This window comes from Stenotrophomonas sp. K-6, from assembly GCF_056861555.1.
Map to the genome: position 1 here is coordinate 438,972 of NZ_JBSPUC010000003.1, position 25,726 is coordinate 464,697.

The 25,726-nt window shown below is 65.9% G+C and carries 23 protein-coding genes and 9 tRNA genes; 19 read left to right on the top strand and 13 right to left on the bottom strand.

The window, feature by feature from the left end:
• The first annotated feature begins 86 nt into the window (after nt 1-86).
• The 3 genes from ppsR to AC13F7_RS12370 all read left to right on the top strand — a co-directional run bounded on the left by ppsR (nt 87) and on the right by AC13F7_RS12370 (nt 2,047).
• Nucleotides 87-908 (top strand): posphoenolpyruvate synthetase regulatory kinase/phosphorylase PpsR, encoded by an 822-nt coding sequence (gene ppsR / locus AC13F7_RS12360; protein ID WP_019184148.1) that lies wholly within the window; start codon nt 87-89, stop codon nt 906-908.
• Between the two features lie 83 nt (nt 909-991).
• Nucleotides 992-1,501, top strand: coding sequence for a DUF1249 domain-containing protein (locus AC13F7_RS12365; protein WP_481469766.1), 510 nt, complete (start codon nt 992-994; stop codon nt 1,499-1,501).
• 57 nt (nt 1,502-1,558) lie between these two features.
• On the top strand, nt 1,559-2,047 hold the full coding sequence (locus AC13F7_RS12370) for an NUDIX hydrolase (protein ID WP_088435401.1): 489 nt from the start codon (nt 1,559-1,561) through the stop codon (nt 2,045-2,047).
• Between the two features lie 27 nt (nt 2,048-2,074).
• On the opposite strand, the gene AC13F7_RS12375 is transcribed toward AC13F7_RS12370, so the two are convergent.
• Nucleotides 2,075-2,725: a class I SAM-dependent methyltransferase gene (locus tag AC13F7_RS12375; protein WP_483000706.1), complete on the bottom strand. Its 651-nt coding sequence runs from the start codon at nt 2,723-2,725 to the stop codon at nt 2,075-2,077.
• Between the two features lie 376 nt (nt 2,726-3,101).
• Here AC13F7_RS12375 and AC13F7_RS12380 point away from each other — a divergent pair, with 376 nt between their 5' ends.
• From AC13F7_RS12380 to AC13F7_RS12425, 10 genes are all read left to right on the top strand, one after another.
• Entirely contained in the window at nt 3,102-3,716 is a 615-nt protein-coding gene (locus AC13F7_RS12380; protein ID WP_070474651.1) for a CDP-alcohol phosphatidyltransferase family protein, read from the top strand.
• A 52-nt stretch (nt 3,717-3,768) separates the two neighbouring features.
• Nucleotides 3,769-4,950 (top strand): class III poly(R)-hydroxyalkanoic acid synthase subunit PhaE, encoded by a 1,182-nt coding sequence (gene phaE, locus AC13F7_RS12385; RefSeq protein WP_483000708.1) that lies wholly within the window; start codon nt 3,769-3,771, stop codon nt 4,948-4,950.
• Nucleotides 4,947-6,017 (top strand): class III poly(R)-hydroxyalkanoic acid synthase subunit PhaC, encoded by a 1,071-nt coding sequence (gene phaC, locus AC13F7_RS12390; RefSeq protein ID WP_481469760.1) that lies wholly within the window; start codon nt 4,947-4,949, stop codon nt 6,015-6,017. Before phaE ends, phaC begins: the two co-directional genes overlap by 4 nt.
• Before the next feature lie 2 nt (nt 6,018-6,019).
• Nucleotides 6,020-6,385 carry a YfeK family protein gene (locus AC13F7_RS12395; RefSeq protein ID WP_483001039.1) on the top strand — a complete coding sequence of 122 codons (366 nt, stop codon included), beginning with the start codon at nt 6,020-6,022 and terminating at the stop codon, nt 6,383-6,385.
• Nucleotides 6,386-6,432: 47 nt separating this feature from the next.
• Complete coding sequence (locus AC13F7_RS12400) at nt 6,433-6,636, top strand: PspC domain-containing protein (RefSeq protein ID WP_346470841.1); 204 nt, start codon at nt 6,433-6,435, stop codon at nt 6,634-6,636.
• On the top strand, nt 6,633-7,091 hold the full coding sequence (locus AC13F7_RS12405; RefSeq protein WP_483000710.1) for a hypothetical protein: 459 nt from the start codon (nt 6,633-6,635) through the stop codon (nt 7,089-7,091). Before AC13F7_RS12400 ends, AC13F7_RS12405 begins: the two co-directional genes overlap by 4 nt.
• A 160-nt stretch (nt 7,092-7,251) precedes the next feature.
• On the top strand, nt 7,252-7,467 hold the full coding sequence (locus AC13F7_RS12410; protein WP_121037322.1) for a hypothetical protein: 216 nt from the start codon (nt 7,252-7,254) through the stop codon (nt 7,465-7,467).
• A gap of 207 nt (nt 7,468-7,674) precedes the next feature.
• On the top strand, nt 7,675-10,050 hold the full coding sequence (locus AC13F7_RS12415) for a Tex family protein (RefSeq protein WP_483000712.1): 2,376 nt from the start codon (nt 7,675-7,677) through the stop codon (nt 10,048-10,050).
• Nucleotides 10,051-10,273: 223 nt separating this feature from the next.
• Complete coding sequence (locus tag AC13F7_RS12420) at nt 10,274-12,418, top strand: PAS domain S-box protein (protein WP_483001044.1); 2,145 nt, start codon at nt 10,274-10,276, stop codon at nt 12,416-12,418.
• 267 nt (nt 12,419-12,685) lie between these two features.
• Nucleotides 12,686-14,536 carry a methyl-accepting chemotaxis protein gene (locus AC13F7_RS12425; RefSeq protein ID WP_481469752.1) on the top strand — a complete coding sequence of 617 codons (1,851 nt, stop codon included), beginning with the start codon at nt 12,686-12,688 and terminating at the stop codon, nt 14,534-14,536.
• Between the two features lie 53 nt (nt 14,537-14,589).
• Here AC13F7_RS12425 and AC13F7_RS12430 read toward each other — a convergent pair.
• Nucleotides 14,590-14,676, bottom strand: a tRNA-Leu gene (locus AC13F7_RS12430).
• 124 nt (nt 14,677-14,800) lie between these two features.
• On the opposite strand from AC13F7_RS12430, the gene AC13F7_RS12435 reads away from it, so the two are divergent.
• Nucleotides 14,801-15,181 carry a response regulator gene (locus AC13F7_RS12435; protein ID WP_483000715.1) on the top strand — a complete coding sequence of 127 codons (381 nt, stop codon included), beginning with the start codon at nt 14,801-14,803 and terminating at the stop codon, nt 15,179-15,181.
• A 7-nt stretch (nt 15,182-15,188) separates the two neighbouring features.
• Here AC13F7_RS12435 and AC13F7_RS12440 read toward each other — a convergent pair whose 3' ends face one another.
• Nucleotides 15,189-16,145: an SOS response-associated peptidase family protein gene (locus tag AC13F7_RS12440; RefSeq protein WP_483000717.1), complete on the bottom strand. Its 957-nt coding sequence runs from the start codon at nt 16,143-16,145 to the stop codon at nt 15,189-15,191.
• A 105-nt stretch (nt 16,146-16,250) separates the two neighbouring features.
• On the opposite strand from AC13F7_RS12440, the gene AC13F7_RS12445 reads away from it, so the two are divergent.
• Nucleotides 16,251-16,667 carry a GNAT family N-acetyltransferase gene (locus AC13F7_RS12445; RefSeq protein WP_483000719.1) on the top strand — a complete coding sequence of 139 codons (417 nt, stop codon included), beginning with the start codon at nt 16,251-16,253 and terminating at the stop codon, nt 16,665-16,667.
• 50 nt (nt 16,668-16,717) lie between these two features.
• Here AC13F7_RS12445 and AC13F7_RS12450 read toward each other — a convergent pair.
• The 10 genes from AC13F7_RS12450 to AC13F7_RS12495 all read right to left on the bottom strand — a co-directional run bounded on the left by AC13F7_RS12450 (nt 16,718) and on the right by AC13F7_RS12495 (nt 20,819).
• A tRNA-Glu gene (locus AC13F7_RS12450) sits at nt 16,718-16,793 on the bottom strand.
• Nucleotides 16,794-16,842: 49 nt separating this feature from the next.
• Nucleotides 16,843-16,918, bottom strand: a tRNA-Ala gene (locus tag AC13F7_RS12455).
• Between the two features lie 105 nt (nt 16,919-17,023).
• A tRNA-Glu gene (locus AC13F7_RS12460) sits at nt 17,024-17,099 on the bottom strand.
• Between the two features lie 49 nt (nt 17,100-17,148).
• Nucleotides 17,149-17,224: transfer RNA gene (locus AC13F7_RS12465), tRNA-Ala, on the bottom strand.
• Between the two features lie 134 nt (nt 17,225-17,358).
• Nucleotides 17,359-17,434: transfer RNA gene (locus AC13F7_RS12470), tRNA-Glu, on the bottom strand.
• A gap of 51 nt (nt 17,435-17,485) precedes the next feature.
• A tRNA-Ala gene (locus AC13F7_RS12475) sits at nt 17,486-17,561 on the bottom strand.
• Nucleotides 17,562-17,786: 225 nt separating this feature from the next.
• Nucleotides 17,787-17,862: transfer RNA gene (locus AC13F7_RS12480), tRNA-Glu, on the bottom strand.
• Nucleotides 17,863-17,915: 53 nt separating this feature from the next.
• A tRNA-Ala gene (locus tag AC13F7_RS12485) sits at nt 17,916-17,991 on the bottom strand.
• 81 nt (nt 17,992-18,072) lie between these two features.
• Nucleotides 18,073-20,424, bottom strand: a complete 2,352-nt coding sequence (locus AC13F7_RS12490) for a heavy metal translocating P-type ATPase (RefSeq protein WP_483000721.1) — start codon at nt 20,422-20,424, stop codon at nt 18,073-18,075.
• Entirely contained in the window at nt 20,421-20,819 is a 399-nt protein-coding gene (locus tag AC13F7_RS12495; protein WP_481470775.1) for a heavy metal-responsive transcriptional regulator, read from the bottom strand. Before AC13F7_RS12495 ends, AC13F7_RS12490 begins: the two co-directional genes overlap by 4 nt.
• Before the next feature lie 211 nt (nt 20,820-21,030).
• Here AC13F7_RS12495 and AC13F7_RS12500 point away from each other — a divergent pair, with 211 nt between their 5' ends.
• The 4 genes from AC13F7_RS12500 (at nt 21,031) to AC13F7_RS12515 (ending at nt 25,682) form a co-directional block, all read left to right on the top strand.
• Nucleotides 21,031-22,095 carry a helix-turn-helix domain-containing protein gene (locus AC13F7_RS12500; protein ID WP_483000723.1) on the top strand — a complete coding sequence of 355 codons (1,065 nt, stop codon included), beginning with the start codon at nt 21,031-21,033 and terminating at the stop codon, nt 22,093-22,095.
• Between the two features lie 114 nt (nt 22,096-22,209).
• Nucleotides 22,210-23,010 (top strand): TlpA family protein disulfide reductase, encoded by an 801-nt coding sequence (locus tag AC13F7_RS12505; RefSeq protein ID WP_483000725.1) that lies wholly within the window; start codon nt 22,210-22,212, stop codon nt 23,008-23,010.
• 52 nt (nt 23,011-23,062) lie between these two features.
• A complete protein-coding gene (dsbG, locus tag AC13F7_RS12510) occupies nt 23,063-23,872 on the top strand; it encodes a thiol:disulfide interchange protein DsbG (protein WP_483000727.1) in 810 nt (269 codons plus the stop codon).
• 376 nt (nt 23,873-24,248) lie between these two features.
• The gene (locus AC13F7_RS12515) at nt 24,249-25,682 is read left to right on the top strand and encodes a DcaP family trimeric outer membrane transporter (protein WP_483000729.1); all 1,434 of its coding nucleotides are present in this window, start codon (nt 24,249-24,251) and stop codon (nt 25,680-25,682) included.
• The last annotated feature ends 44 nt before the right edge of the window (nt 25,683-25,726 follow it).

The window sequence follows — 25,726 nt, forward strand, 5'->3', positions numbered from 1 at the left end:
AGAAGCCGATATGATGCCGGGCAGACCGCTGTCGGCACAAGCTTGTATCGACAGCCTTTTTAAGCTTCGGAGGGGGTAAAAGCCGTATGTCGACGATCCGTCCGGTGTTCTACGTGTCCGATGGAACCGGTATCACCGCTGAAACCATTGGGCATAGCCTCCTGACCCAGTTCTCCGGGTTCAGCTTCATCACCGACCGGATGTCGTTCATCGATGATCCGGAAAAAGCGCGCGAAGCCTGTGAAAGGATCCGTGCAGCGGGGGAGCGGTACCAGGTTCGGCCCATCGTGGTCAGTTCCTGCGTGGACAGCGGGCTGAGCATCATCCTGGCCGAAAGCGGCGGATTGATGCTGGACGTGTTCGCCCCCTTCATCGAGCCGCTGGAGCGCGAACTCGCCGTCAATCGGCATTCCCGGGTCGGCCAGGCGCACGGCATGGTCGACTTCGAGACCTACCACCGCCGCATCAACGCGATGAACTTCGCGCTGACCCATGACGACGGCATTGCCATCAATTACGACGATGCCGACGTGATCCTGGTGGCCGTGTCCCGGGCTGGCAAGACCCCGACCTGCATCTACCTGGCCCTGCATTACGGGGTCCGCGCGGCCAATTACCCGCTGACGGATGAGGACCTGGAGCAGGATCGCCTGCCGCCGCGGCTGCGCCCGTACCGCAAAAAGCTGTTTGGCCTGACCATCGACCCCGACCGCCTGCAGCAGATCCGCCAGGAGCGCCGCCCGAACTCGCGCTACGCGAACCTGGAGACCTGCCGCCGCGAGGTCGCCGCCGCCGAGACCATGTTCCGGATGGAGCGGATCCCGACGTTGAGCACCACCCATACCTCGATCGAGGAAATCTCGAGCAAGGTGCTGGGCACGCTGGGGTTGCAGCGCGAGATGTATTGACCGACGTGAACCGGTGGCGGGCCGCCCCTTTGGCCGGGGCGGCGCCGCCCCCACGTTGGGAGATCAACGTGTAGGATCGACCCATGGCCCAGGCATCGCCCCGTATCGAACGCATCCCCCGGCTCAGCCGCTTGAGCTGGCTGATGGGCCTGTACGCCGAGAACTACCAGCACCTCGTGCGCCTGTTCGCACCCGCCGAGCTCGTCCCCGGCAGCTACGTTTCTTCGATCGGCGATGGGCTGGATGTGCGCCTGGACGTGATCGAATGCCACCGCTATACGGTCGAACTTCGGCTGACCTATGACTTCGCCGACCCGGTCACCGGGCAGCCGGATCCGTCGGCCTACGTGCGCCTGTACCGCGACGCCCGCCAGGCCGAGACCACCCATTGCTACGTGGGCCGCCGCTGGCAGGACGTGGTGGGCATGTACCCGCCGCCGGCCGAGCTGATCAGCCACCGCATGCGCATGAACACCTTCCTCGGCAAATGGCTGGAATACCTGGCCGAACGCGGCCACGGCGTGGCTACCCTGCGCCGCGATGGCGCGGTCACCGCACCGGCCGACGCACGCCGCGCCAGCCTGGTGCCCTGAGCCACCCCCGGGCGGATCACGCATAATCGGGGGTCTGTGTTCCCGAGCCTGTGCGATATGCCCTATACCCCCATCGTGGCCACCCTGGGCTACGTGCTGTCCGCCGACGGCAAGCAAGTGCTGATGATCCACCGCAACGCCCGCCCCGGTGACCTGCACCTGGGTAAATACAACGGGCTGGGCGGCAAGATGGAGCGCGATGAAGATGCCGCCGCCTGCATGCGCCGCGAGATCCGCGAAGAGGCCGGGATCGAGTGCGGCACCATGCGTCTGCGCGGCACGATCAGCTGGCCGGGCTTCGGCAAGAACGGTGAGGACTGGTTCGGCTTCGTGTTCGTCATCGATGACTTCACCGGCACGCCGCTGACCTCCAACCCGGAGGGCACGCTGGAGTGGGTGGACGTGGACAAGATCGACAGCCTGCCGCTGTGGGAGGGCGATCGCAGCTTCCTGCCGCTGGTCTTCGACGATGAACCGCGCGCGTTCCATGGGGTGATGCCGTACCGTGACGGCGCCATGCAGTCGTGGAGTTACACCCGGCTGTAGTGCGTGGTTGCCGGCCAGCGGCCGGAACTATCGGCGGGCGAGCAGCAGGTGGAAGTGCTTGTTCACTTCGCGCCCGTCGTTGCTGCACCCGGTTTCGCGATGCGTGCGCCAGGCCTGCACGGTCAATCCGGCGCTGCGCAGCGCCTGCTCGACCTCGGCCAGCTCGTGCAGATGGAATCCGTAGCCGGTGAACGGCAGGGTGCGCATGAAGGCGGCATCGCCGAAGGCCAGGCAGAGCCGACCCCCGGGGCGGAGCACGCGGGTGAGTTCGGCGAACGGGAATTTCAGTTCGTCCCAGAAATACAGGGTGTTCACCGCCAGCGCCGCATCGATGCAGGCCGAGTCCAAGGGCAGGGCATGGGCATCGCCCAGGCGGACGTCGGCGCGATCCTGCAGCCCGTGCGCGGCCAGCAGCGCGTTACCCGCGTCGACCATCGCCGCAGAGACATCGACACCCACGTAGCGGCTGCGCGGCGTGCGCAGCAGGTCCTGCGCGAAGGCCGCATTGCCTGGGCCGATCTCCAGCACCTGCTCGCCCGGAGTGACCGAGAGCAGGGCGATGGCGGCACGGTTGAGCTCGCCATTGCTGTGGTTCATCGATTCGGCCACGGCAAGCGCATGCTCGCCATGGGGGTGGCGCAACTGGGCGGCCAGATCATCGGGGGAAAGCACGCGCAAGAATCCTGTCGGTGGGCGGCAGGACCTGGCGGCGGCGGAGTCCATCGACCAGCTTAGCCGACGGGAGACCGCTGTTGGGAGGCATCCACGCGGAAATCGGGCCGACGCAATGCGGAGAGGTGATCAACAAATGACCATCGTCGCGTCTATTGAGATCGAGTTGTCCACAGGGGGTGTGGATGACTCGTGGGCAAGTTTGTGGATAAGCCGCTTCGGCCCCCGCTGGCACTCGCTGTCAAGATGGGTGGCCAAAAATTCACCGCAGGTCGCCCCGGCGTGAACGGCGCGGCAAGGCGGGGGTACGGTGGCGTAGGGTGGGGTGTCCCGGTGTGGCCGCTCGCGGTACTCTCTTGCGATTGCCGCCACCCGATCTTCCATGAAACGTCATTTCTCGATGTTGCGCGAGTTCCACCTGGCCGACTGGTTCACCCTGGCCAACGCGTTCTGCGGCACCGGTGCGGTCTTCGCCGCCATGCGCTACCTGCAGGATGGCGAGCGCAGCTATCTGCTGTTCGGCATGGCCCTGATCCCCCTGGCCTTCATTTTCGACGCGCTGGACGGGCGCATCGCCCGCTGGCGCAAATCCAGCTCCACCCTGGGGCGTGAGCTGGATTCGCTGTCGGACATCATCTCCTTCGGCGTCGCCCCGGCCGCGCTGGCCTACGCCTGCGGCATGCAGGGCGGCTGGGACTGGCTGGTGCTCAGCTACTTCGTCTGCTGCGGCGTCAGTCGCCTGGCGCGTTACAACGTGACCGCCGAGGCACTGGCGGGCGAAGGCGACAAGGTGCCGTACTTCGAGGGCACCCCGATTCCGACCAGTCTGGCGCTGGTGGTGGTGCTGGCCGTGGCGGCGAGCGTCGGCGCGACCGGCGCGGACCTGTGGCTGGGCCAGTGGCAGTTGGGCCCGTGGCAGCTGCACCCGCTGGTGCTGCTGTTCGCGCTGTCCGGCTCGCTGATGATCAGCAAGACCCTGCGCATCCCCAAGCCGTGAGGCACGGCAGCGCGGCATTGCTATCATCGTTTCCCGAGACGGGAGGACGGTCATGACCACGGCGGGCAGCGGCAGCGGCGCAGGCGATGTGGAAGCCTTGGCGCGGCAGTATTTCAGTGCCTGGGGCGATGCTCTGCGGCACGCTGCGGCACCGCCTGGCTACACCCCCGGCCCTGAAGGCCAGGGCAGCTGGCAGCAGGCAATCGACAGCTGGGCGCAGATGATGCCCAATGCCGCCAGCGGTCCGGCCGACGAGGCCGTGCACCGCTTCCGCGAGCAGGCCGGTGGCTGGTACGGCACCATGCAACAGGTGGCCGCGCAGTTCGCCGGCCGCGACACCACCAGCGCCGACGTCGCACAGGCCTGGCGCACGGCCGTGCTGGGGCAGGGCGACGGGCTGCTGCAGTGGATGCTGCAGGGCGCACGCGGGCATACCCACGCCGACGGGCCGGATCTGCTGCAGCTGCTGGAAACGTTGCAGCGCCAGCTCGGGCCGTGGTTGCAGAGCCCGGCATTCGGTCCCGGACGCGAGCACCAGGCCCGCTGGCAGGCGCTGTTGCGCGCCCAGCAGGACTACCAGGCGCACTCGCGCGATTACGTGGAGCAGATCAAGCAGGCGCTGGACGATGCGTTCACCCTGTTCGAGCAGCGCCTGGCCGAGCACGAACAGCCGGGCAACCAGCTGACCAGCGCGCGTGCGATGTTCGATCTGTGGATCGACGCGGCCGAGGAAGCCTATGCGAAGGTCGCGCTGTCCGAGCCGTTCCAGGCGGTATATGCCTCGCTGGGCAACGCCCAGATGCGGCTGCGCGCAGCCACCCAGCAGGAAATCGAACGGCTGACCGAGAGTTTCGGCCTGCCGACGCGCACCGAAATGGATGCCGCCCATCGCCGGATTGCCGAGCTGGAGCGGCTGGTGCGGCGTATGGCCAGCGGTGCAGGCACGGGGGCGGGTGCGGCGGGAACTGGTGCTGGATCAGCCACCAGGTCGGCAGAGCCGAAGAAGTCAGGTGCGAAGAAGGCGAGCGCGAAGAAATCAGCACCCGGCAAGGCAGCACCGAAGCAGGGCAAGGCACCTGCCGCAGCGCGTCCGGCCAAGGCAAGCAACCCAGAAGCCAAACCAGCCGCTGCGACCCAGCGCGCAGCCAAGGCGTCCACGCCGGCCAAGGCCACCAAGCCCACGACCAAGCCCACGACCAAGCCCACGACCAAGCCCAGGAAGCGCAGCGCATGAAAGGCCCCTTGGGCTTCAACGCCGAAGACCTGCTGCAGGAAACCCTGGCCATGCAGCGCAAGCTGATGGACGGGCTGAAGCTGCTGCCCTCGGTGGACGATGTCGATTACGGCGCGACCACCCGCGAGGAGGTCTGGCGAGACGGCAAGGTCACGCTGTACCGCTTCGTCGGCAGCGAGCCGCCGTTGCATGCCACACCACTTCTGATCGTCTACGCGCTGGTGAACCGGCCGTACATGGTCGACCTGCAGACCGACCGCTCGCTGGTGCAGAAACTGCTGGCGCTCGGGCACGACGTCTATGTACTGGACTGGGGCTACCCGGACCGCTCCGAGCGCTACCAGACGCTGGAGGATTACCTGCTGCGCTTCGTGGATGGCGCGGTGGATCATCTGCAGGCGCATAACGGTGGCGAGCCGATCAACATGCTCGGCATCTGCCAGGGCGGCGTGTTCGCGCTGTGCTACGCCGCATTGCGCCAAGCCAAGCTGGCCAATCTGATCACGATGGTCACCCCCGTCGATTTCCACACGCCGGACAACATGCTTTCGCATTGGGCGCGCCAGGTGGACGTGGACCTGCTGGTGGACACGCTCGGCAACATCCCGGCCGACCTGATGAATGCCAGCTACCTGATGCTCAAGCCGTTCCGGCTCAACGTGCAGAAGTACGTGGGGCTGCTCGACATCCTGGACGACAAGGACGCGCTGGAAGATTTCCTGCGCATGGAGAAGTGGATTTTCGACTCGCCTGATCTCGCCGGCGAAGCCTTCCGTGACTTCATCAAGCAGTTCTACCAGGGCAATGGCCTGATGCACGATGGCGTGCGCATCGGTGAGGACACCGTCGACCTCAAGCAGGTCACGTTGCCGGTACTGAACATCTACGCCGAGCAGGACCATCTGGTCCCGCCGGATGCGTCCCGCGCGCTGCGTGGCCGCATCGGCAGCACGGACTATACGGAGAGCAGTTTCCGCGGCGGTCATATCGGTATTTACGTGTCCGGGCGCGCCCAGCGCGAAGTGCCCGCGACCATCACCGGTTGGTTGAACGAGCGCTCGCGATGAAGATGCGTCACCTCATCTGGCTGGCCGTGGGTCTGTTGAGCATCGGTACCGCGCACGCGGCCCCCAGTGAGACTGCCCGCCGCGAGATCGCCGGCCTGATCGGTGCGCTGGATGGCTCGCGCTGCCGGTTCCAGCGCAACGGCAGTTGGCACGATGCGCCCGAGGCGCGCGCGCATCTGCAGCGCAAGTACGACTACCTGCTCAAGAAGGACAAGGTGGACACCGCCGAGCAGTTCATCGAGCGGGCCGCCAGCCAGAGCAGCATGAGCGGCAAGCCGTACCGGATCGCCTGCCCGGGCCAGCCGGAGCAGACCGCCGCCGTCTGGTTCGCTGCCCGGCTCAAGGCATTGCGCCAACGCACCCCGTAGACACGGTTCGCGCTAGAGTCGGCCCATTCCGGACCGAGACCCCGTGCATGAACACACCGCCACGCCCCCTGTCCCGTTCGCTCAACGACCGCATGATCGCCGGGGTAATGGGCGGGATCGCACATCGCTACGGCTGGAACGTCACCCTGGTGCGGGTGCTGTTCGTGCTGGTGTCGATCGGCTCGGCGGCCTTCCCGGGCATCCTGGTCTACCTGATCCTGTGGCTGTTGATCCCCAACGAGGCCGATTGACCTTGGCGCCGGTGCTGCTGCGCGCCTTGCAGGGGCTGGGCGCGCTGTGGACGTCGCCCAATACCCTGATCGGCCTGGCTGCCGGCACTGCCGGGATGTTGGCCGGTGCCCGTCCTTCGTGGAACGCACGCGACTGCGCAATCGTGTTCCGTGAGTTTCCCTGGGGGCCGGGCGGGGCGATTACGCTGGGCAACGTCATCCTGCACACCGGTCCGGTGCTGGACGTGCCGTGCCGCACCTATGCGCACCAGGCCGGTCACGCCACCGAGCCGGTGATCGGGCTGCACGACCACGAGCGTGCGCACGTCTACCAGTATCTGGTGCTGGGGCCGTTGTACCTGCCGGTGTACCTGTTGTGCGGTGGGGTCAGTGCACGCAATCCGTTCGAGCGCGCGGCCGATGTCTATGCGCTGCAGGGGCGCGGCTGGTGGCCGTCACGGCGCGCTGCGCAGTGACGTTATCTCCGCGTTAAATCCATGTAAGAAAAACGTCGACAACGCGACGTCATCTGCATGCAAAAAAACGTCATTAGCCTCCATGACGAATCAGTCAGGTTTGCCGGGGTAAGCTTGCATGGCTGTATGAGCAGTAACGTTACCTGGAGGAATACATCACATGGCAATCGTTCTTTATGTCGGTGGTAGCAAGGATGGCGACAAGGGCCTGGTGCCCCATGGTTTCAGCAAGTCCCAGGCCGATACCGAGCTGGGCCCGGAAATCTACACCGAACGGTTCATGGAACTGCAGGGTGTGGGCAAGGTGCGGGTGATGGCGCTGGAGTCGATGCAGGATGAGATCGTCCACCAGCGCGCAGCCGTGCATTACCGGTAAGCCAGCCACACCGCTCAGGCGCCCGGTTGTCGCGGGCGCCCGCGCCGGCATCCCAGCCCCACGCAAGGATGCCGGCGTGAATGCAGGACCCCTCGTGTGCTCATCGCCACGGGGCGACAGGTTCGGCACGGCCTGTCAACGGCTTTCCCCCGCCGCCGCGCATCGCCAGAATGGGTTCTTTCCGCAAAGCGGCTCCGGCCGGAAGCAATGCCTGACATCAAGCTCGCCCAGCAGATCGCCCAGACCATCGCCGATGAGATCGGTGCCCAGACCGCCCAGGCCCTCGCCGCCATCGCCCTGTTGGACGAAGGTGCCAGCGTCCCGTTCATCGCCCGCTACCGCAAGGAAGTCACCGGCGGTCTGGACGATACCCAGCTGCGCAACCTCGAAACGCGGCTGACTTACCTGCGCGAGCTGGAAGACCGCCGCGCCGCGGTGCTGTCCAGCATCGACGAACAGGGCAAGCTCAGCGACGAGCTGCGCAACGAGATCCTCGGCGCGGACACCAAGTCGCGACTGGAAGATCTGTACCTGCCCTACAAGCCCAAGCGCCGCACCCGTGCCCAGATCGCGCGCGAAGCCGGCCTGGAGCCGCTCGCCGATGGCCTGCTGGCCGATCCGGGCCTGGACCCGCAGGTGTTCGGCGCGACCTTTGTCGATAGCGACAGGGGCGTGGCCGACGTCAAGGCAGCCCTGGAAGGTGCCCGCGCGATCCTGATGGAGCGCTGGGGCGAAGATGCCGCGCTGGTCGGCGAGCTGCGCACCTGGCTGGGCGAGAACGGCGTGATCCGCGCGCGTGTCGCCGAGGGCAAGGAAGAGCAGGGCGCCAAGTACCGTGATTACTTCGAGCATTCAGAATCGCTGGCGAAGATTCCCTCACACCGTTTGCTGGCCCTGTTCCGCGCGCGCCGCGAAGAGATCCTGTTCCTGGAGCTGGACCCGGGCAGCGATGCGGAGGCTGGTAATCTGTATGCCGAAGGGCGCGTGGCGCACAACGCGGGCATCCGCGATGCCGGCCGCCCCGGCGATCGGTGGCTGCTCGACGCCTGCCGCCTGACCTGGCGCGCCAAGCTGCACATGCACCTGCTGCTGGACCTGTTCAACCAAGCGCGTGAGAAAGCCGAGGCCGAGGCGATCTCGGTGTTCGGGGACAACCTCAAGGACCTGCTGCTGTCCGCCCCGGCCGGCCCGAAGGCCGTGCTCGGCCTGGATCCGGGCATCCGCACCGGCTGCAAGATCGCCGTGGTGGATGCCACCGGCAAGCTGGTCGCGACCGACACCATCTACCCGCACGAACCGCGCCGCCAGTGGGACCAGTCGCTGCACACCATCAAGCAGCTGTGCGTGCAGCACAACGTGGAGCTGATCGCGATCGGCAACGGCACCGCCAGCCGCGAAACCGACAAGCTGGCCGGTGAGGTGATCAAGGCGCTGGGTGACACCAAGCTGCAGAAGATCGTCGTGAGCGAAGCCGGTGCGTCGGTGTACTCGGCGTCGGAGTTTGCGGCCAAGGAATTCCCGAACCTGGACGTGTCCATCCGCGGTGCGGTCTCGATCGCCCGCCGCCTGCAGGATCCGCTGGCCGAACTGGTCAAGATCGAGCCCAAGGCGATCGGCGTGGGCCAGTACCAGCACGATGTGGATCAGTACCGCCTGGCGCGCGCGTTGGATGCGCGCGTGGAAGACTGCGTCAACGCGGTCGGCGTGCACGTCAATACGGCTTCTGCCGCGCTGCTCTCGCGCGTGTCCGGGCTGTCGTCCACCGTGGCCGAGAACATCGTGCGGCACCGCGATGACAACGGCCCGTTCAAGCGCCGCAAGGACCTGCTCAAGGTGCCGCGCCTGGGCGAGAAGACCTTCGAGCAGTGCGCCGGCTTCCTGCGCATCGCCGATGGCGATCAGCCACTGGATGCCTCCTCGGTGCACCCGGAAGCCTACCCGGTGGTCGAGCGCATCGTGGCCGCCACCGCGCGCCCGATCAAGGCGCTGATCGGTGACGGCAGTTTCCTGCGTGGGCTCAAGGCGGAGCAGTTCACCGACGAGACGTTCGGTGTGCCGACCGTGCGCGACATCCTCAAGGAGCTGGAAAAGCCGGGCCGCGATCCACGCCCCGAGTTCAAGGCCGCGCGCTTCGCCGACGGTGTCGAGGAACTGAAGGATCTCAAGGTCGGGATGATTCTGGAAGGCGTGGTCAGCAACGTGGCCGCGTTCGGTGCCTTCGTGGACATCGGCGTGCACCAGGATGGCCTGATCCACATCTCCGCGCTGTCGGACACCTACGTCAAGGACCCGCGTGACGTGGTCAAGGCCGGTGACATCGTCAAGGTGAAGGTGCTGGAGGTGGACGTGGCGCGCAAGCGCATCGCGCTGACCCGCCGCCTGGACGACACCCCTGCCCCGGCCAAGGCCCCCGGCGAGCGCGATGCGCGCCCAGCCGGTGGCGGTCGCCGCGAGGGTGGGGCAGGCAATGGGCCGCGCGGTGGTGGTCGTGGCACCCCGTCCGGCCCGCGGCCGGGCAGTGCCGCGCCGCCGGCCAACAATGCGCTGGCCGATGCCTTCGCGCGGGCCAAGCGCGGCGGTTGAGTCCGGCTCGGGTACACCTTAAAGGCCGCCTTCGGGCGGCCTTTGGGGTTTCTGGCCACCCGTTCGTGCCGAAGGCACTTCTGGTTTGACGTGCGTTTACGCAGACTTCCTGTTGAATGCCCGTATGGTGGACGGGCGGCGGGGAGGCCAGATGACCGACAAACAGGCAGAACCGGGCGACCGGCCGGGCCACAGTGTTCAAGCCGAGGCCGCCCTGCCGGCCATGGCTGAACACGCCCGACGCCTGGAAATGATCATCGAGGGCACTGCGGCCGGCACCTGGGACTGGAACATTCCCGACGGCCTGATGCGGGTCAACGAGCGTTGGGCGCAGATCGTCGGCTATACACGTGAGGAGTTGGCGCCGATCACGCCGGAGACCTTTTTCCGGCTGGTCCATCCCGAGGATCTGGCGCAGTCCAACATGTTGTTGGACGAGCACCTGGCGGGGCGCTCGGCGCATTACGAGAGCCTGTGCCGGATGCGCCACAAGCGCGGGCACTGGATATGGGTGCAGGATCGCGGGCGTGTCTACGAACGGGACGCGCAGGGCCGGCCGGTCTGGATGGCCGGCGCGCATGCCGATGTCACCGATCTGCAGCAGGCCCGACAGGACGCGGCGGAGATGCGCCAGCGGCTGCAGGCCGTGGTCGATGCGTCCGACGAAGTGGCGGTGATCGCCACGGACGTCAACGGCGTGATCAATCTGTTCAACACCGGAGCACAGAAGTTGCTGGGCTACGCCGCCGAGGACGTGATCGGCCGGCTCGACCTTGGGCAGTTCCACGATCCTGATGAGATGCGCGCCTATCTGCAGGCCGACACCGATGCCGATGGGCGCCTGCCGACCATCTTCCAGGCACTCACTGCACGGGCGGCGCAGGGGACGTGGTCACGCCAGTGGACCTTCGTGCGCAAGGATGGTGAACGACGCCAGGTCCGCTTGTCGATCAGTCCGCTCGACGGTGCGGGCGGATTGATCGGCTACGTCGGCATGGCAGTGGATCTGACCCCGCTGCTGGAAGTGCGCGAACGGGCGTACGTGGCGGCGAAGAAGTTTGCCGGTGCGTTTTCCTCGGCAGCGCTGGGCATGGCCCTGGTCTCGCTGGAAGGGCGCTGGCTGGACGTCAATGATGCGCTGTGCGGGATTCTCGGCTACACCCGTGCCGAACTGCTGCTGATCGATTTCCAGACTCTCACCCACGCCGATGACCTGAACACCGATCTGGCCCTGCTTGGCGATCTGCTGGCCGGGCGCCGCGACCACTACCACATGGACAAACGCTACCTGGGCAAGGCCGGCAACCTAGTCTGGGGGCGCCTGTCGGTCTCGCTGGTGCGTTCGGAGAGCGGCGAGCCGCTGCATTTCGTGTCACAGATCCAGGACGTGACGGTGCAGCACCAGAGTAGCCAGCAGCTACGCGAATCAGAACAGCGCACCCGGGTCACCCTGGATGCGGTCGCCGACATGGTGCTGACCCTGGACCTGCACGGTGGCATCCAGTACGCGAACGCCGCAGCCACGCGCGCGCTGGCCGGCGAGGGCGCCGAGTCGCTGGCGGGCAGTCAGCTGCAGGACGTCATGGAGCTGACCACCGAATACGCGCCGCGCTCGCCGCTGGACCTGGCGGTGCTGCTGGACCCGGAGAGCAATGCGGTCGATCTCCATTCGGATCTACTGCTGTCGGTGGGGGCCCACCTGCTGCCGGTGGATGTCACCCGCGCCTGGCTGCGCGGCGAGGACGGGCAGACGACCGGCGCGGTCTGGGTCATCCGTGATGTCACCCAGCAGCGCGCCCGACAGCGGGAAGCACGGCACCTGGCCGAGGTCGACCCGCTCACCGAACTGAGCAACCGGCGCGGGTTTGAAGCCCACCTGCAGCAGGCGATCACCCGGGTCGCGCGGACCGGGCAGTCGGCATCACTGATGTACATCGATCTGGACCGCTTCAAGCCGGTCAACGATACCCATGGTCATCTCGCCGGCGATGCCGTGCTGTGGGCGGTGGCAAGTCTGCTGCGCCATGGCGTGCGTGATTCGGACATCGTGGCGCGGCTGGGGGGCGATGAATTCGCGGTGATCCTGGCCGGCTGTTCGCTCAAACGCGCGCGCCGGATCGCCAGCGACCTGCTGGAGTCGCTGCGCGGGCTGTCCATTCCCTGGGACCTGCAGCGGCTGAAGGTGGGCGCCAGCATCGGCATCGCCCGGATCGGCGGCAGCATGAGCGTGGACGATGCAGTGGCCGCCGCCGATGCGCAGTGCTACCGGGCCAAGGCGATGGGGCGTGACAACGTGCAGGTGGAGACTCTGGTGGCGGGGGACGTGGAGGTGTTTGAGAGCCAGGACGGCTCGGAGGGTGGCGAGTGAGCCGGTTCAGGGTGAACTGCGGCGCGCCCTAAAGCTCGCGCAATCGCGGCCGTTATATGACTCGCAGTCATTGCCTGCACACTCACGTGGATATCTGGCTTTACACCTGTTCGAACGGTTCATTGCCGCCGCCTGGCGCGGTGTTTGAAGCGCACTGAAGCAACGTCAGCCGCACTGGCGATCTTCGTGAGTCCAGCCAACGGAATACCGCTACCGGGCCACCGCCCGGGGTTGACCTATTCGCTAAACGGACACCGAGGTCTAACGATGCTTACTTCAGGCTTGCACACGCATGTGCCCGACCGTGCCTCCGATAGAGGTGCATGGTCCCCGCGACACGCTTTCGCCGCATTGTTCGCTTCCCGCCGCAGCACGGAGGGCGCTGTTTCCGCCGCCCGACAGCGTCAGTGCGAGCTGGAAGACCAGGTCAAGGCCCTGCATCGGGTGCAGGCGGTCATCGAGTTCCAGCTCGATGGCACCATCGTGCACGCCAATGACAATTTCCTGCAGACGCTGGGCTACACCCTGGAGGAAATCCAAGGCAGGCATCACGCCATGTTTGTCGATCCCGAGTACGCGCAGAGCAGCGAGTACCGGGACTTCTGGGCCAATCTGGGCCGCGGTGAGTTCGACGCGGGGCAGTACCGCCGCATCGGCAAGGGGGGGCGGGATATCTGGATCCAGGCCTCGTACAACCCGGTCTTCGACGCCAACGGGCGGCCCTACAAGGTGGTCAAGTTCGCCACCGACATCACCGCGCAGAAATTCCAGACCGCCGATTTTGCCGGCCAGTTGGCGGCGATCAACAAGTCCCAGGCGGTGATCGAGTTCGACTTGGACGGCCGTATCCTGGCGGCCAACGAGAACTTCCTCGCGGCCATGGGGTATACGCTGGACGAAGTGCGCGGGCAGCACCATTCGATGTTCGCCGAGGCCGGATATCGCGAGAGTGCCGAGTACCGCGCGTTCTGGCTGAAACTCGGCCGTGGCGAGTACGATGCGGGCCAGTACAAGCGACTGGGCAAGGGCGGACGTGAGGTCTGGATCCAGGCCTCGTACAACCCGATCTACGATATGAACGGGCGGCCGTTCAAGGTCGTCAAGTACGCCACCGACATCACCGCGCAGGTACGCGACACGCAGGCGCTGCAGGCGGCGGTGTCCCAGACGCGCGAAGTGGTCGCGGCCGCCCAGAGCGGGGATCTGACCGGGCATATCGACACACAGGACAAGAGCGGGCCGATCGGCGAGCTCTGCGCAGGCATCAATGCGCTGGTCGAAGCGATGGCCGGCATCATCGCCCAGATCAAGCTGGCGGCAGACACCATCGCAGTGGGTGCCAGCGAGATCGCAGAAGGCAACAGCGACCTTTCCGTTCGCACCGAGCAGCAGGCAGCCGCACTGGAAGAAACCGCCGTTTCCATGAGGGGCCTGACGGCCACCGTGAGGCGTACCGCCGACAACGCCGTGCAGGCCAATCAACTGGTGGGTGGGGCAGTGGCAGTGGCCGCGCAGGGTGGTCAGGTGGTCAACGAGGTGGTATCGACGATGTCGCTGATCAATGACTCCTCGCGCCGCATCGTCGACATCATCGGCGTGATCGACGGCATCGCCTTCCAGACCAACATCCTGGCGCTCAACGCAGCCGTGGAAGCGGCACGTGCCGGTGAGCACGGGCGCGGGTTTGCCGTGGTGGCCTCGGAAATCCGCTCGCTGTCGCAGCGCTCGGCCGAGGCGGCCAAGGAGATCAAGCAGCTGATCGGGGATTCGGTCGAGAAGGTCGGGGCGGGCACGCGCCAGGTCGAAAGCGCCGGGCGCACGATGGACGAGATCGTCGTCAGCGTGAAGCGGGTAAGCGATCTGATGGCGGATATCAGCACGGCCGCGCGTGAGCAGAGCGACAGCATCGAGCAGATCAACCAGGTGGTCGAGCATATCGACGAGAGCACCCAGCAGAATGCCGCCCTGGTGGAGGAAGCGTCGGCCGCCGCGCGCAGCATGGAAGAGCAGTCCACCCAGTTGCTGCAGACGGTGGCGGCGTTCCGGGTGGGGGCGACGGGCGGGGTGGCGCGAGCGGCGGCGGCCAATGCCGCACATCCGACGCTTCGGCTGGTCTGAGCGTTAACGAAAAACGCCCCGGATCCGTCGATCCGGGGCGTTCTGGTTTTCCATGGTGCCGAAGGTGGGACTCGAACCCACACGCTTTTAAGGGCGGCGGATTTTGAGTCCGCTGCGTCTACCGATTCCGCCACTTCGGCTGGCTGGCCGCGTAGTGTATACAAAATTCATACATCTGTGCAGGCCTGAATGCTTAAGCTCCTGTCAGGGTTTCACCTACACAGAACGCTATACTCATCGCGCTGAACCATACAGGGAGTCGTTATGAGCGCGCTGCAGGATCTTCGGGTACTGGTGGTCGAGAACGACGAAATGAGCGCATCCCTGCTGCAGATGCAGCTGATCCAGTCCGGCGCCATCGTGGTCGGGCTGGCGGCCTCGGTGGGCGAGGCGTTGCGGCTGCTGGGAGAGACCCAGCCGCAGGTTGCCCTGCTGGACTATCGGCTGGCCAACAACGAAACGAGTGAGTCCGTGGCCGCAGCGTTGGCTGCGCGTCAGATCCCCTTCGTCCTGGCCACCGGCATGGCCACTGACCATCTGCCCGATGCCTTCCGTTCGGGCGTGATCCTGAGCAAGCCGTACCTGACGGCTGAATTGAACGCCGCCCTGGCGCGCGCGCAGGTCGGCGATTCCGTCGCCGGCTGAGCAGCACTCACGCGGCTTCGGCGTGGGCCAGTGTGACCGGCTCGCGGTCGTCGAGGATCCGATACAGCGCGGCAAGGTCCTGCGGATCCGGATTCAACCAGGCATCCAGATGTTCCGGCCGGATCGGCACGATGCAGCGGTCATGGCCGGTGCGCGCCACATCCATCGGCGGCGCATCGGTAATCGCGGCAAACGACAGCAGTCTGCCTTCCGGCCCTTCCCACTCCGACCACAGGCAGGCGATGAGCAGATCGCGGGGTGGCTGCGGGCTGAACTCCAGCACGACGTTCTCGGCCTTTTCGCCCACGGACAGGGGGCGCTGTTCCAAGGCGTGCCGCGGCACGTGCTCGTAGAACGATTGCACCACCACCACGCCATGCTGATGGCCAAACGCGGATTTCCAGTAGGCCTCGAGGCTGTCGCGCCGCGCGTTGTACGTGCCGGGATACAGCACGTCGTTGCGCGCGGGCTTGTCCGGCAGCCGGCATTGGTAGCGCATCGGCTTGATCACGCGCTGGCCCTGCTCGGACACGATCACCGGTGCGTACACGCCTGGGAAGATGCGGCTGTCGCGTGGTACCAGGCCGGCGCGCTGCAGGTCGGACAGGCGTGCCTGCGCGCGTTCGATGCGGTTGCCGGCCACGCGTGCCTCGTTGCGTGCCTTCTGCGTGGGCCGGACGTCCAGTTGCGCCTGGGCCGCCTTCAATCGCGCGCCCTGAAGCCGGACTTCTTCGTCGAGTGCCTTCATTTCCTCGGCATGCCACTGCTGGATCCGCGCCACGATCTCCTGGCCCTGGGGTGTGCGCGCGCCGGCGAAGCCATCGTCCATCGCCTTGGGGGTTTTGGGTCGCTGTTTGCCGGCGTCGTGCGCATACAACTGGGCAAACTCGTCCAGCGACAGCATGGCGCCGTACTCTCGAACCAGCTTGGTGTAGTCGGCACGGATCTGGGCGGAATAGCACATGGCAGGGCAACAGGGCGGGCAGGGGGACAGGATAGGCCGATGTGTCGCACATCCTGCGAAACCGCTCGGGCAAGCTGAGCGTCCATTCATTACTGGAGCCGCGTCATGTCACTGCCCGCCGGTGTTCACTGCAGTCCGTTGCCACCCAGCGTGGAGGAGTATCGCGCGCTGCGGGTACTCGCCGGGCTGAGTCCCAAGACCGCCGAAGCGGCGGCGCGGGGCCTGCCCAATACGGTCTTTGGCGTGAGCCTGCGCGAAGGTGACCGGCTGCTGGCCATGGGCCGGATCATCGGCGACGGCGGCTGTTTCCTGCAGGTGGTGGATATCGCGGTCGTGCCGGACCGCCAAGGGCAGGGCCTGGGCAAGGCTGTGATGCAGCAGTTGGATGAGTGGCTGCGGGGCCATGCCGTGGGTGCGTATGTGAGCCTGATCGCCGACGGCCAGGCGCACCGGCTGTATGCGCAGTTCGGCTTTGCGTTGACTGCGCCGCGTTCGGTGGGCATGGCCAAGGTCGTGGCATAGCGCCCATAAACAAACAGCCCCGACCGAAGTCAGGGCTGTTTGTTTGAAGCTGGCGTCCCCACGGGGATTCGAACCCCGGTCGCCACCGTGAAAGGGTGATGTCCTAGGCCTCTAGACGATGGGGACGCGTTAAACCGAATTTTGGCTTCTATCGGACGGCCTGTGTCCGGAGAAGTGGTGGAGCCAGGCGGGATCGAACCGCCGACCTCCTGCATGCCATGCAGGCGCTCTCCCAGCTGAGCTATGGCCCCACAGTTGTGCTGCGAGCCGCCTATCATAGCGGCGGTCTTGCCGAATGGGAAGGGGTTCGTAAAAACAAACAGCCCCGACCGAGGTCAGGGCTGTTTGTTTGAAGCTGGCGTCCCCACGGGGATTCGAACCCCGGTCGCCACCGTGAAAGGGTGATGTCCTAGGCCTCTAGACGATGGGGACGCGTTAAACCGAATTTTGGCTTCTATCGGACGGCCTGTGTCCGGAGAAGTGGTGGAGCCAGGCGGGATCGAACCGCCGACCTCCTGCATGCCATGCAGGCGCTCTCCCAGCTGAGCTATGGCCCCACGTTGTACCGCGAGCCGCCTAGTATATCTGCCTGTTCACGTTTGTGGAAGCCTTTGAGGCATCCGCGTCGCAACTGGAGTAGGCGGTGAACAAAAAGACCCGGCATGCCGGGCCTCGGTGTTCTTCTGATGAGTGGCGTCCCCACGGGGATTCGAACCCCGGTCGCCACCGTGAAAGGGTGATGTCCTAGGCCTCTAGACGATGGGGACGCATAAACTCATCAAATTGTTCAGCACACCCGAACGGCCTAAGGTCCGGAGTGGTGGAGCCAGGCGGGATCGAACCGCCGACCTCCTGCATGCCATGCAGGCGCTCTCCCAGCTGAGCTATGGCCCCACGATGCTGGAGGCGGAATTCTACGCGGCCGCGAAGCGTTCGCCAAGTCTTTTTTCTGAAATAACGAACAAAGAAGGTACGCAGGCGCACAACGGCAGAGGCTGGTGTTTGCCCAGGCGAGTGCATCGACAGGCACGCGGAAAAACACGCCGCCAATGACGACCATGGATTGGTGCGTCACAAACAAAAAGCCCCGACCGAAGTCAGGGCTTAGTGCGTTGCAATTGGCGTCCCCACGGGGATTCGAACCCCGGTCGCCACCGTGAAAGGGTGATGTCCTAGGCCTCTAGACGATGGGGACGCACGAAAACTTTAAATTTTGTCACTGCAATCTGATCGGCCTAATGATCGGATTGGTGGAGCCAGGCGGGATCGAACCGCCGACCTCCTGCATGCCATGCAGGCGCTCTCCCAGCTGAGCTATGGCCCCACGTCGTGAGGAGCGAAATCATAGCGACGACGTTTTGGATTGGCAAGGAAAAAGTGAAGAAAGTTCATCATGCATGCGCGCTCATCGGCTGGGCAATCGTTGATGGCGTAGACGCAATGCGTTGCTGATCACCGATACCGAACTCAAGCTCATCGCAACCGCGGCCAGCATCGGCGACAGCGCGATGCCGAGCGGATACAGCACGCCGGCCGCAACCGGGATGCCCAGCCCGTTGTAGAGGAACGCAAAACCCAGGTTCTGGCGCATGTTGCGCACGCTCGCCGTTGATAGCTGGCGTGCACGCAGGATGCCGCGCAGATCGCCCTTGACCAAGGTTACCTGCGCGCTCGACATCGCCACGTCGGTGCCGCTGCCCATCGCGATACCGACATCCGCACTCGCCAGTGCCGGTGCGTCGTTGATGCCATCGCCGGCCATCGCTACCTTGCGTCCCTGCGCCTGCAGCGAACGGATCAGCGCGGCCTTGTCGGCGGGGCGCATCTCACCGTGCACCTCATCCAAGCCGAGCTCCGCGGCGACCGCGTTGGCCGTGGCGAGGCCATCGCCGGTCGCCATCACGATGCGCAGGCCATCCCGATGCAGCTGCGCGATCGCTTCAGCGGCGGACGCCTTGATAGGATCGGCAACGGCGAGCAGACCACCGAGCCGACCGTCCACGGCGAGGTACATCACACTGGCGGCGGCTTCCCGCAGATGCTGTGCAGCGTCCTGCAGCGCATCCAGCGCAATGCCGTGCTCACCCATCAGCGCCGTGTTGCCCAACAACAATGCCTTGCCCTCGACCACGCCCTGTACGCCCATGCCGGTGAGGGAATCGAACCCATCCACGCTGGCCAGCGTGACACCGCGTGCACGCGCCTCGGCAACGATCGCCGCGGCCAGCGGGTGTTCGCTGCCCTGGTCCAGGCTCGCCGCCCAGCGCAATACCTCTTCGGCGCTGAACGGTGCAACCGGCTGCACTGCGCGGAATGCCGGCCGACCTTCGGTCAACGTGCCGGTCTTGTCGACCACCAGCGTGTCGATCTGGCGCAGTGCTTCGATGGCCTCAGCGTCGCGGAACAACACGCCATGCTGCGCGGCGCGGCCGGTGGCGACCATGATCGTCATCGGCGTCGCCAGCCCCAGTGCGCAGGGGCAGGCAATGATCAACACGGCCACAGCGCTCAGCACCGCGTGCGTCCAGGACGGTTCGGGTCCGAACAGACCCCAGCCGAAGAAGGTCAGCAACGCAACGGAAAGCACGGCGAGGACGAACCAGTACGCGACGGTGTCGGCCATGCGCTGCATCGGCGCACGCGAGCGCTGTGCCTGCGCCACCAGCTGCACGATCTGCGCCAGCATGCTGTCATCGCCGAGCCGGTCGGCACGGATCACCAGGCTGCCGGTGCCGTTGAGCGTGGCGCCGATCACCGTGTCACCAACGGCCTTGCCGACCGGAACGGGCTCGCCGGTGAGCATCGATTCGTCGATGGAGGAACGGCCTTCCAGCACCGTGCCATCCACCGGCACTTTCTCACCGGGCCGTACGCGCAGGCGATCGCCGGGTTGCAGGGCGGTGATGTCCACGTCCTCTTCGTGGCCATCCTCGCGAAGGACGCGGGCGGTTTTCGGCGCCAGACCGAGCAGTGCCTTGATCGCAGCCGAGGTCTTGGCACGCGCCCGCAGCTCCATCAGCTGGCCGAGCAGGGTCAGCGAAATGATCACGGCGGCCGCCTCGAAATACACCCCGACATGCCCATGCTGCTGGAACGAGGGTGGGAACAGATCCGGTGCGATCGTGGCGACCACGCTGTAGCCATAGGCGGCCAGTACACCGGTCCCGATCAGCGTCCACATGTTCGGACTGCGGTTGCGGATCGACTGCGCCCAACGCTGCAGGAACGGCCAGCCGGCCCACAGCACCACCGGAGTAGCCAGCACCAACTCGATCCACACCCGCAGGTCCGGCGACAGGCCGTGCAGCAGCGGCGTCATCGCCAGCATGGCCAGCGTCATCGTGGCCACGCTGAGCGGCAGGCTCCACCAGAAACGCCGGCGGAAATCGGTGAGTTCCGGGTTTTCGCCCTCGTCGAGGCTGGGCATCATCGGCTCCAGCGCCATGCCGCAGATCGGGCAGGTGCCCGGGCCTTCCTGCACGATCTCCGGGTCCATCGGGCAGGTATACAGCGTGCCCGCCGGCACTGGCTCGGCCACATGCGAGGACGGATCCAGGTAGCGCTTGGGATCGGCGCTGAACCTGCGCCGGCACCCGTCGCTGCAGAAGTGGAAGTCGCTGCCGTCATGCCGCGCGTGATGGGTGGAGGTGGCGGGATCCACATCCATGCCGCAGACCGGATCCTTCACGGTAGTGGCGCCGCTCCCTGCCTTGGCGCTGCAGCAACTTCCGCCACCCTGCGCGTGCGGTGTGCTCATGAGTGAGTCTCCGTCAGTGCGGAGAGGATCGGGCACTGCTGCAGATCGCCATGGCCCGGGCACGCATCCACCAACTGCTTGAGCGCGGCGTGCATCCGCTGGAGTTCGCGGATGCGTGTTTCGATGTCGGCGAGTTTGACCACCGCGCTGTCGCGGACCTGGGCCATATCCTGGCCGCGTTGATCGCTGAGGCCGAGCAGTTCGCCGATTTCCTCCAGGGTGAAGCCCAATGCCTTGGCCCGCCGGATGAACTGCAGGCGGGTGAGGTCGTTGACGCTGAAGACGCGGTAGCCGCCCGCGCTGCGTTGCGCCGTGGGAAGCAGGTGCTGCCGCTCGTAGTAGCGGACGGTATCGATAGGTACGCCGGCCTGGCGTGCGAGCTGTCCAATGTTCATGACCACCTCCTGGATGATGGGGTGATTGTGAACCCTGGAGTCTGGTCCAGAGTCAAGCCTTGCTGAAACCTCACTGGAAATTCATTCCACGTGAAATTTGCAACTAGTTGCATGGCTGTCCTTCCGGGAGAGTCGTAGCCTCAAGCGATCTTACGAACCGCTCAGGCCCGCCGGCCACCACGCCCGGCGGCAACGTTTCAGGAGTTTGGCCATGGATGCACCCCGTATTACGCTCCAGCCCGATCGTCGGCTGGGCACCCCGACTCTGATGGAAGTGGCTGTGGTGGAGTTTCCCGGTAGCCTGCGTGCTGCCGCGCCGATCCTGTCCGAGCTGGCCCAGCGCTGCAATCGCACCGTCGCGGCAGGACGGCGCACGGGTGCCCGCATGCTGGTGACCCGCTGGACGATTTCGCCGCGCGGGATGCAGCGCGTCGCCGGTGCCGAGCTGTTCGGCGATACGCTGCCGACGATCATCGTGATCCCGGGCAGCGAGTCCAGCTGGGCCATGGCGCCGCCCGATGAGCGCCTGCTGGCGTGGCTGCGCGAATGCCATGAGGGCTGCAGCCTGCTTGCCGGCTGCGACGAAGGGGGTCTATTGCTGGCCGCCGCCGGCGTGTTGGCGGGACGCTCGGTAAGCGTGCCCGATCCCGCACGCTGCCCGGCACTGCGCACGATGGTGCCGAGTTGGCTGCCCAGCGAACGCACCCTGGTCGACGATGGCGATCTGCTCACCGCCGCCGGGCAGGAGGCGTGGAAGTACCTGAGCCTGCGTCTTCTGGCCCGCGTCTACGGCCAAAGCGTGATGAACACCGTGATCCAGCAGCTGCAACTGGTGATTCCGCGGACGGAGCTGGACGATCTGGAGCGCTTCAGTCCCAACTTCGCGCATGGCGACCGGTGCATTCTCAAGGCGCAGCGCTGGCTGCACGGCATCGCGGCCCGTGGCGTGGGCCTGGATGATATCTGCACGCAGGCCGGGCTTGAACCGCGCACGCTGCAGCGGCGCTTCCTGAAAGCCACCGGCATGCGCCCGATCGAGTACTGCCAGCGGTTGCGCATCGCCAAGGCACAGCTGCTGCTGCAAAGCGGCGGTGTAGTCGATCAGGTGGCCTGGGCCGTGGGCTACTCCGATCAGAGCGCGTTCCGCCGGTTGTTCCTGCGCATCGTCGGGCTGACACCGGCGCGTTATCGGCGGCAGGTGGCGGCGCAGCACCGCGAGCGTGCTACCAGCGGCCCATCCGGGCGGGTGGCGGAGCCGATCCGCTCGGCTGCCTGAATCGTGCAAGGTCTTCGTGCTTGATCCCCCAGGGCCTTGCGGTGACCATGCCCGCGGGCCCGATGCAATGCAGCTGTCGCCCGGAAACAACCTGCGCGACGGTGGAGACGACGAATGATCAGTAGTGCAGGCCCGGTACCGCTTGCGGTGGTGTGGGTATTGGTGGCCACCGGTATCGCGATGCTGGTGGCCAGCGTCATGCGGGGGACGGCAACCGAAGGCGCGCCGCGTCCTCGGTCGGTGGTAGTGGACATGCTGCTGCTGGGCCTGCTGGCGGGACGCGCCGGCTTTGTGATCCGGCATGCTGGCGACTATGCCGCCGATCCCTGGGCGATGCTGCGGATCGGCGATGGTGGATTCCTTCTGTGGCCGGCGCTGCTGGTGGGGTTGGGATGGGGCGCATGGCGTCTGCGTCGCTGGCCCGCACTGCGCCGTCGCGTGGGTGCCGCTGCGCTGGCGGGTCTGCTGAGCTGGGCGGTGCTGTCGACCGGTGCTGGGTGGCTTCAGCAATCACGGGTGACGTTGCCGGCGATCACGCTGAGCTCGCTGGACGGCCGCCCGACCGCGCTGAACGATACGCAGGGCAAGCCGGTGGTGATCAATCTCTGGGCCAGCTGGTGCGGCCCGTGCCGCCGCGAAATGCCGGTGCTCGCCCGTGCGCAGCAGCGCCACCCGGATGTCGGATTCCTGTTCGTCAACCAAGGAGAAACGCGCGACGAGGTCGACGCGTTCATGGCGGCCGAGCAGCTGGCGCTGCACAACGTACTGCTTGATGAAGACGCGCTCACCGCCGAGCAGCTGCAGGTCCACGCGTATCCCACTACCCTGTTCTTCGATGGGCAGGGCCGCCTGCAGCACCTTCACCTTGGCGAGCTGACCGCCGCGGGCCTGCAATCCAAGCTCGACGATCTCTAAGAGTCGTGAGTCGTGAGTCGTGAGTCGTTTGTCTTTTGAATCTGGAGTTGTCATGACGTTGAATTCCCCGCGCACGCTGGTCACCGCGTTGCTGATCGCACTGGCCGGCTGCAGCCAGGCGCAGACGCCCAAGGCTGGTGATGCGACAACGGCGCCGGCCGCCGCTGATCGCCCGGCCGTTCTGAAGGGCATCGAAAAACACGGGTTTGAGGTCATCGGTGAGTTCGATGCGCCCGGTGGCCTGCGTGGCTTCGCTGGGATGGTTGGCGGGCAGCAGCCGGCGGCGGCGTATGTGACCGCAGACGGCAAGCACGTCGTGGTCGGCAGCCTGTTCGATGCCAACGGCCAGGACGTGGGCGAGGCGCCGCTGGAAAAACTGGTGGCCAAGCCGATGTCCGAGCGCACCTGGAAGAAACTCGACGAGAGCGCCTGGGTGCGCGATGGCCGCGCCGATGCCCCGCGCGTGGTCTACACCTTCAGCGATGCCAATTGCCCCTACTGTCATCGCTTCTGGGAAGCAGCTCGGCCGTGGGTGGATGCCGGCAAGGTGCAGCTTCGCCACGTCCTGGTTGGGGTCATCCGTGAAGACAGCCCGGCCAAGGCGGCGGCCATTCTTGCTGCGCCCAACCCCGGCGCTGCGCTGCTGGAGAATGAGCGGCTGTTTGATCGCGGTGGCATCAAGCCGGCGGCATCGTTGACCGCCGAGGTGGCCAACAAGCTCGATGCCAATCAGGTGCTGATGATCGAACTGGGCTTCCAGGGCACTCCGGGCATCCTGTTCAAGGACGCCAAGGGAATGGTGCAGCGCCGTTCTGGTATGCCGCAGGGCGATGACATGACGGTGGTGCTCGGCCCGCGCTGAGCCGTCCTCCGAACGTTGCCTCTCGCGCCGGGTCCTGCCCGGCGCGCGATGTTACGGTCTGGCTGCGCCTGCGCGTGTTCACTTTGATTTGAATCAAGGTCGGTTTCGCGTGGCTGGCTACGCTGGTGTCCATGCGCACTCTGCTGAAATGCCCGGTCCGTCCCGAAAACGGGAGCGTTCAGTCAGGAAACTGCCTGCAAACGTTCACGATGTTCTCACTTCCCGCTTGTTACTCAAGCCGCTGGCAGCGCTGCGCTGGCAGTGTTGCCCTCAGGGATGAGGGGATCCCGTGTGAGCGTGCCCATCGCCCGCGACGTCACCGACGCCGGCTGGCGAGGGTGCATCCGGCTGTTTACGGGTCATGGAGGATGGGGTGATGCGCCTGCCTGCAGTGATGATCGTGTGCGCGGCAGCATTGGCTGCCGTACCGGCGCATGCGCAGGATTCGGCCGCATCGTTGCGGCACGATATCCAGACGCTGCGGCTGACGCTGGACCAGATGGAAAAACGCCTGCAGGCGATTGAATCCGGGAAGCCTCCGCCTACCGGGGGCGTCATCAGCGCACCCGTTGCAGCCGGCACGACCGATCTTCCCGCTGCACCCCCAGCCCCGCCGACCGCCCAGGCACAGGTGCCGGGCATGGGCCGGGCGATCCTCCCGCAACGCGACTCCGTTGCTGATCCGTCCACCGCCGCATCCCGCCCGGACAGCGCTGCCGGCCCGACCGATCCCGAGCTGAAAGGCTTCTTCGCGATCCCCAACACCGACACCCTGATCCGCATCGGCGGCTACGCCAAGCTTGATGCGATCACTGATGCGCGTGCGGCCGGCGACCAGGAACAGTTCATCACCTCGTCCATTCCGGTCGGCAGCACGCACCGCGATGTCGCCAATTTCACCCTGCATGCCAAGCAGACCCGCTTCAGCTTCGAAGCGCGGCGCCCGACCACGCACGGCAACCTGCGCTTTTATCTGGAGAACGATTTCTTCGGCAGCAGTGACAGCTATCAATTCCGCCTGCGCCATGCCTACGGCCAACTCGGCAATACCTATGCCGGCTATGGCTATTCCACCTTCATGGACGCCGACAGCCTGCCCGACACCCTGGATTTTGCCGGGCCGGGCGGGGCGGGCTACCTGCTGGTGGCCGGCATCCACCATAGCTTCGCGATGGGCAAGGGCAACACGCTGACCGTGGCTGCCGAAGATCCGGATACTCAGTTGAGCAACCCTGCCGCGGGGATCATGCCGGTCGATCAACTGCCGGATGTCACCGTTACCGCCCGCATGGAACGTGACTGGGGTCACCTGCAGCTGGGCGCGGTCGCGCGCAGCCTGGGCTACGACGGCGATACCGGCGATGGCCGGCGCTTTGCCGGTGGCGTGCAGCTCAGCGGTTCGGCGGCGGCGGGAGAACAGGACCTGCTGCTGTTCGGCATGCTCGGTGGTAAAGGGCTGGCGCGCTACACGGCCGACCTGACCGGGTCTGGCATGGATGCAGTGGTGACCGCCGATGGCCGCCTGCAGGCGGTGTCGCTGTACGGCGGCTTCGTTGGATACACGCATTACTGGTCGCCGCTGTGGCGATCCAACCTGATCTACGGCCAGCTCACCAGCGGGCGCAACGAGGCGTTGGCCGCCGATGCCTTCCGGCAGAGCCGCTACGGCGTCTTCAACCTGCTCTGGAGCCCGGCGCCCTCATGGACGATGGGTATGGAGCTGCTTTACGGGCAGTTGGAGCAGCAAGGCGGACAGCGCGGCGACACGGTGCGGCTGCAGGGCAGCCTGCAATACAACTTCATCAAGTAACTCCCTCCACCCGGCACGACCGGGTTCCGGCCTGGCAAAGGAGC

Bases quoted from the DNA above. Each gene is read 5' to 3' on its own strand.
- AC13F7_RS12420 (WP_483001044.1), top strand. From the start codon at position 10,274: ATGGCTGAACACGCCCGACGCCTGGAAATGATCATCGAGGGCACTGCG.
- AC13F7_RS12395 (WP_483001039.1), top strand. From the start codon at position 6,020: ATGCGTCACCTCATCTGGCTGGCCGTGGGTCTGTTGAGCATCGGTACC.
- AC13F7_RS12415 (WP_483000712.1), top strand. From the start codon at position 7,675: ATGCCTGACATCAAGCTCGCCCAGCAGATCGCCCAGACCATCGCCGAT.
- AC13F7_RS12380 (WP_070474651.1), top strand. From the start codon at position 3,102: ATGAAACGTCATTTCTCGATGTTGCGCGAGTTCCACCTGGCCGACTGG.
- phaC (WP_481469760.1), top strand. From the start codon at position 4,947: ATGAAAGGCCCCTTGGGCTTCAACGCCGAAGACCTGCTGCAGGAAACC.
- AC13F7_RS12365 (WP_481469766.1), top strand. From the start codon at position 992: ATGGCCCAGGCATCGCCCCGTATCGAACGCATCCCCCGGCTCAGCCGC.
- AC13F7_RS12370 (WP_088435401.1), top strand. From the start codon at position 1,559: ATGCCCTATACCCCCATCGTGGCCACCCTGGGCTACGTGCTGTCCGCC.
- AC13F7_RS12435 (WP_483000715.1), top strand. From the start codon at position 14,801: ATGAGCGCGCTGCAGGATCTTCGGGTACTGGTGGTCGAGAACGACGAA.
- AC13F7_RS12425 (WP_481469752.1), top strand. From the start codon at position 12,686: ATGCTTACTTCAGGCTTGCACACGCATGTGCCCGACCGTGCCTCCGAT.
- AC13F7_RS12400 (WP_346470841.1), top strand. From the start codon at position 6,433: ATGAACACACCGCCACGCCCCCTGTCCCGTTCGCTCAACGACCGCATG.
- AC13F7_RS12490 (WP_483000721.1), bottom strand. From the start codon at position 20,424: ATGAGCACACCGCACGCGCAGGGTGGCGGAAGTTGCTGCAGCGCCAAG.
- AC13F7_RS12500 (WP_483000723.1), top strand. From the start codon at position 21,031: ATGGATGCACCCCGTATTACGCTCCAGCCCGATCGTCGGCTGGGCACC.
- AC13F7_RS12445 (WP_483000719.1), top strand. From the start codon at position 16,251: ATGTCACTGCCCGCCGGTGTTCACTGCAGTCCGTTGCCACCCAGCGTG.
- AC13F7_RS12505 (WP_483000725.1), top strand. From the start codon at position 22,210: ATGATCAGTAGTGCAGGCCCGGTACCGCTTGCGGTGGTGTGGGTATTG.
- AC13F7_RS12515 (WP_483000729.1), top strand. From the start codon at position 24,249: ATGCGCCTGCCTGCAGTGATGATCGTGTGCGCGGCAGCATTGGCTGCC.
- ppsR (WP_019184148.1), top strand. From the start codon at position 87: ATGTCGACGATCCGTCCGGTGTTCTACGTGTCCGATGGAACCGGTATC.
- AC13F7_RS12440 (WP_483000717.1), bottom strand. From the start codon at position 16,145: ATGTGCTATTCCGCCCAGATCCGTGCCGACTACACCAAGCTGGTTCGA.
- AC13F7_RS12410 (WP_121037322.1), top strand. From the start codon at position 7,252: ATGGCAATCGTTCTTTATGTCGGTGGTAGCAAGGATGGCGACAAGGGC.
- AC13F7_RS12495 (WP_481470775.1), bottom strand. From the start codon at position 20,819: ATGAACATTGGACAGCTCGCACGCCAGGCCGGCGTACCTATCGATACC.
- phaE (WP_483000708.1), top strand. From the start codon at position 3,769: ATGACCACGGCGGGCAGCGGCAGCGGCGCAGGCGATGTGGAAGCCTTG.
- dsbG (WP_483000727.1), top strand. From the start codon at position 23,063: ATGACGTTGAATTCCCCGCGCACGCTGGTCACCGCGTTGCTGATCGCA.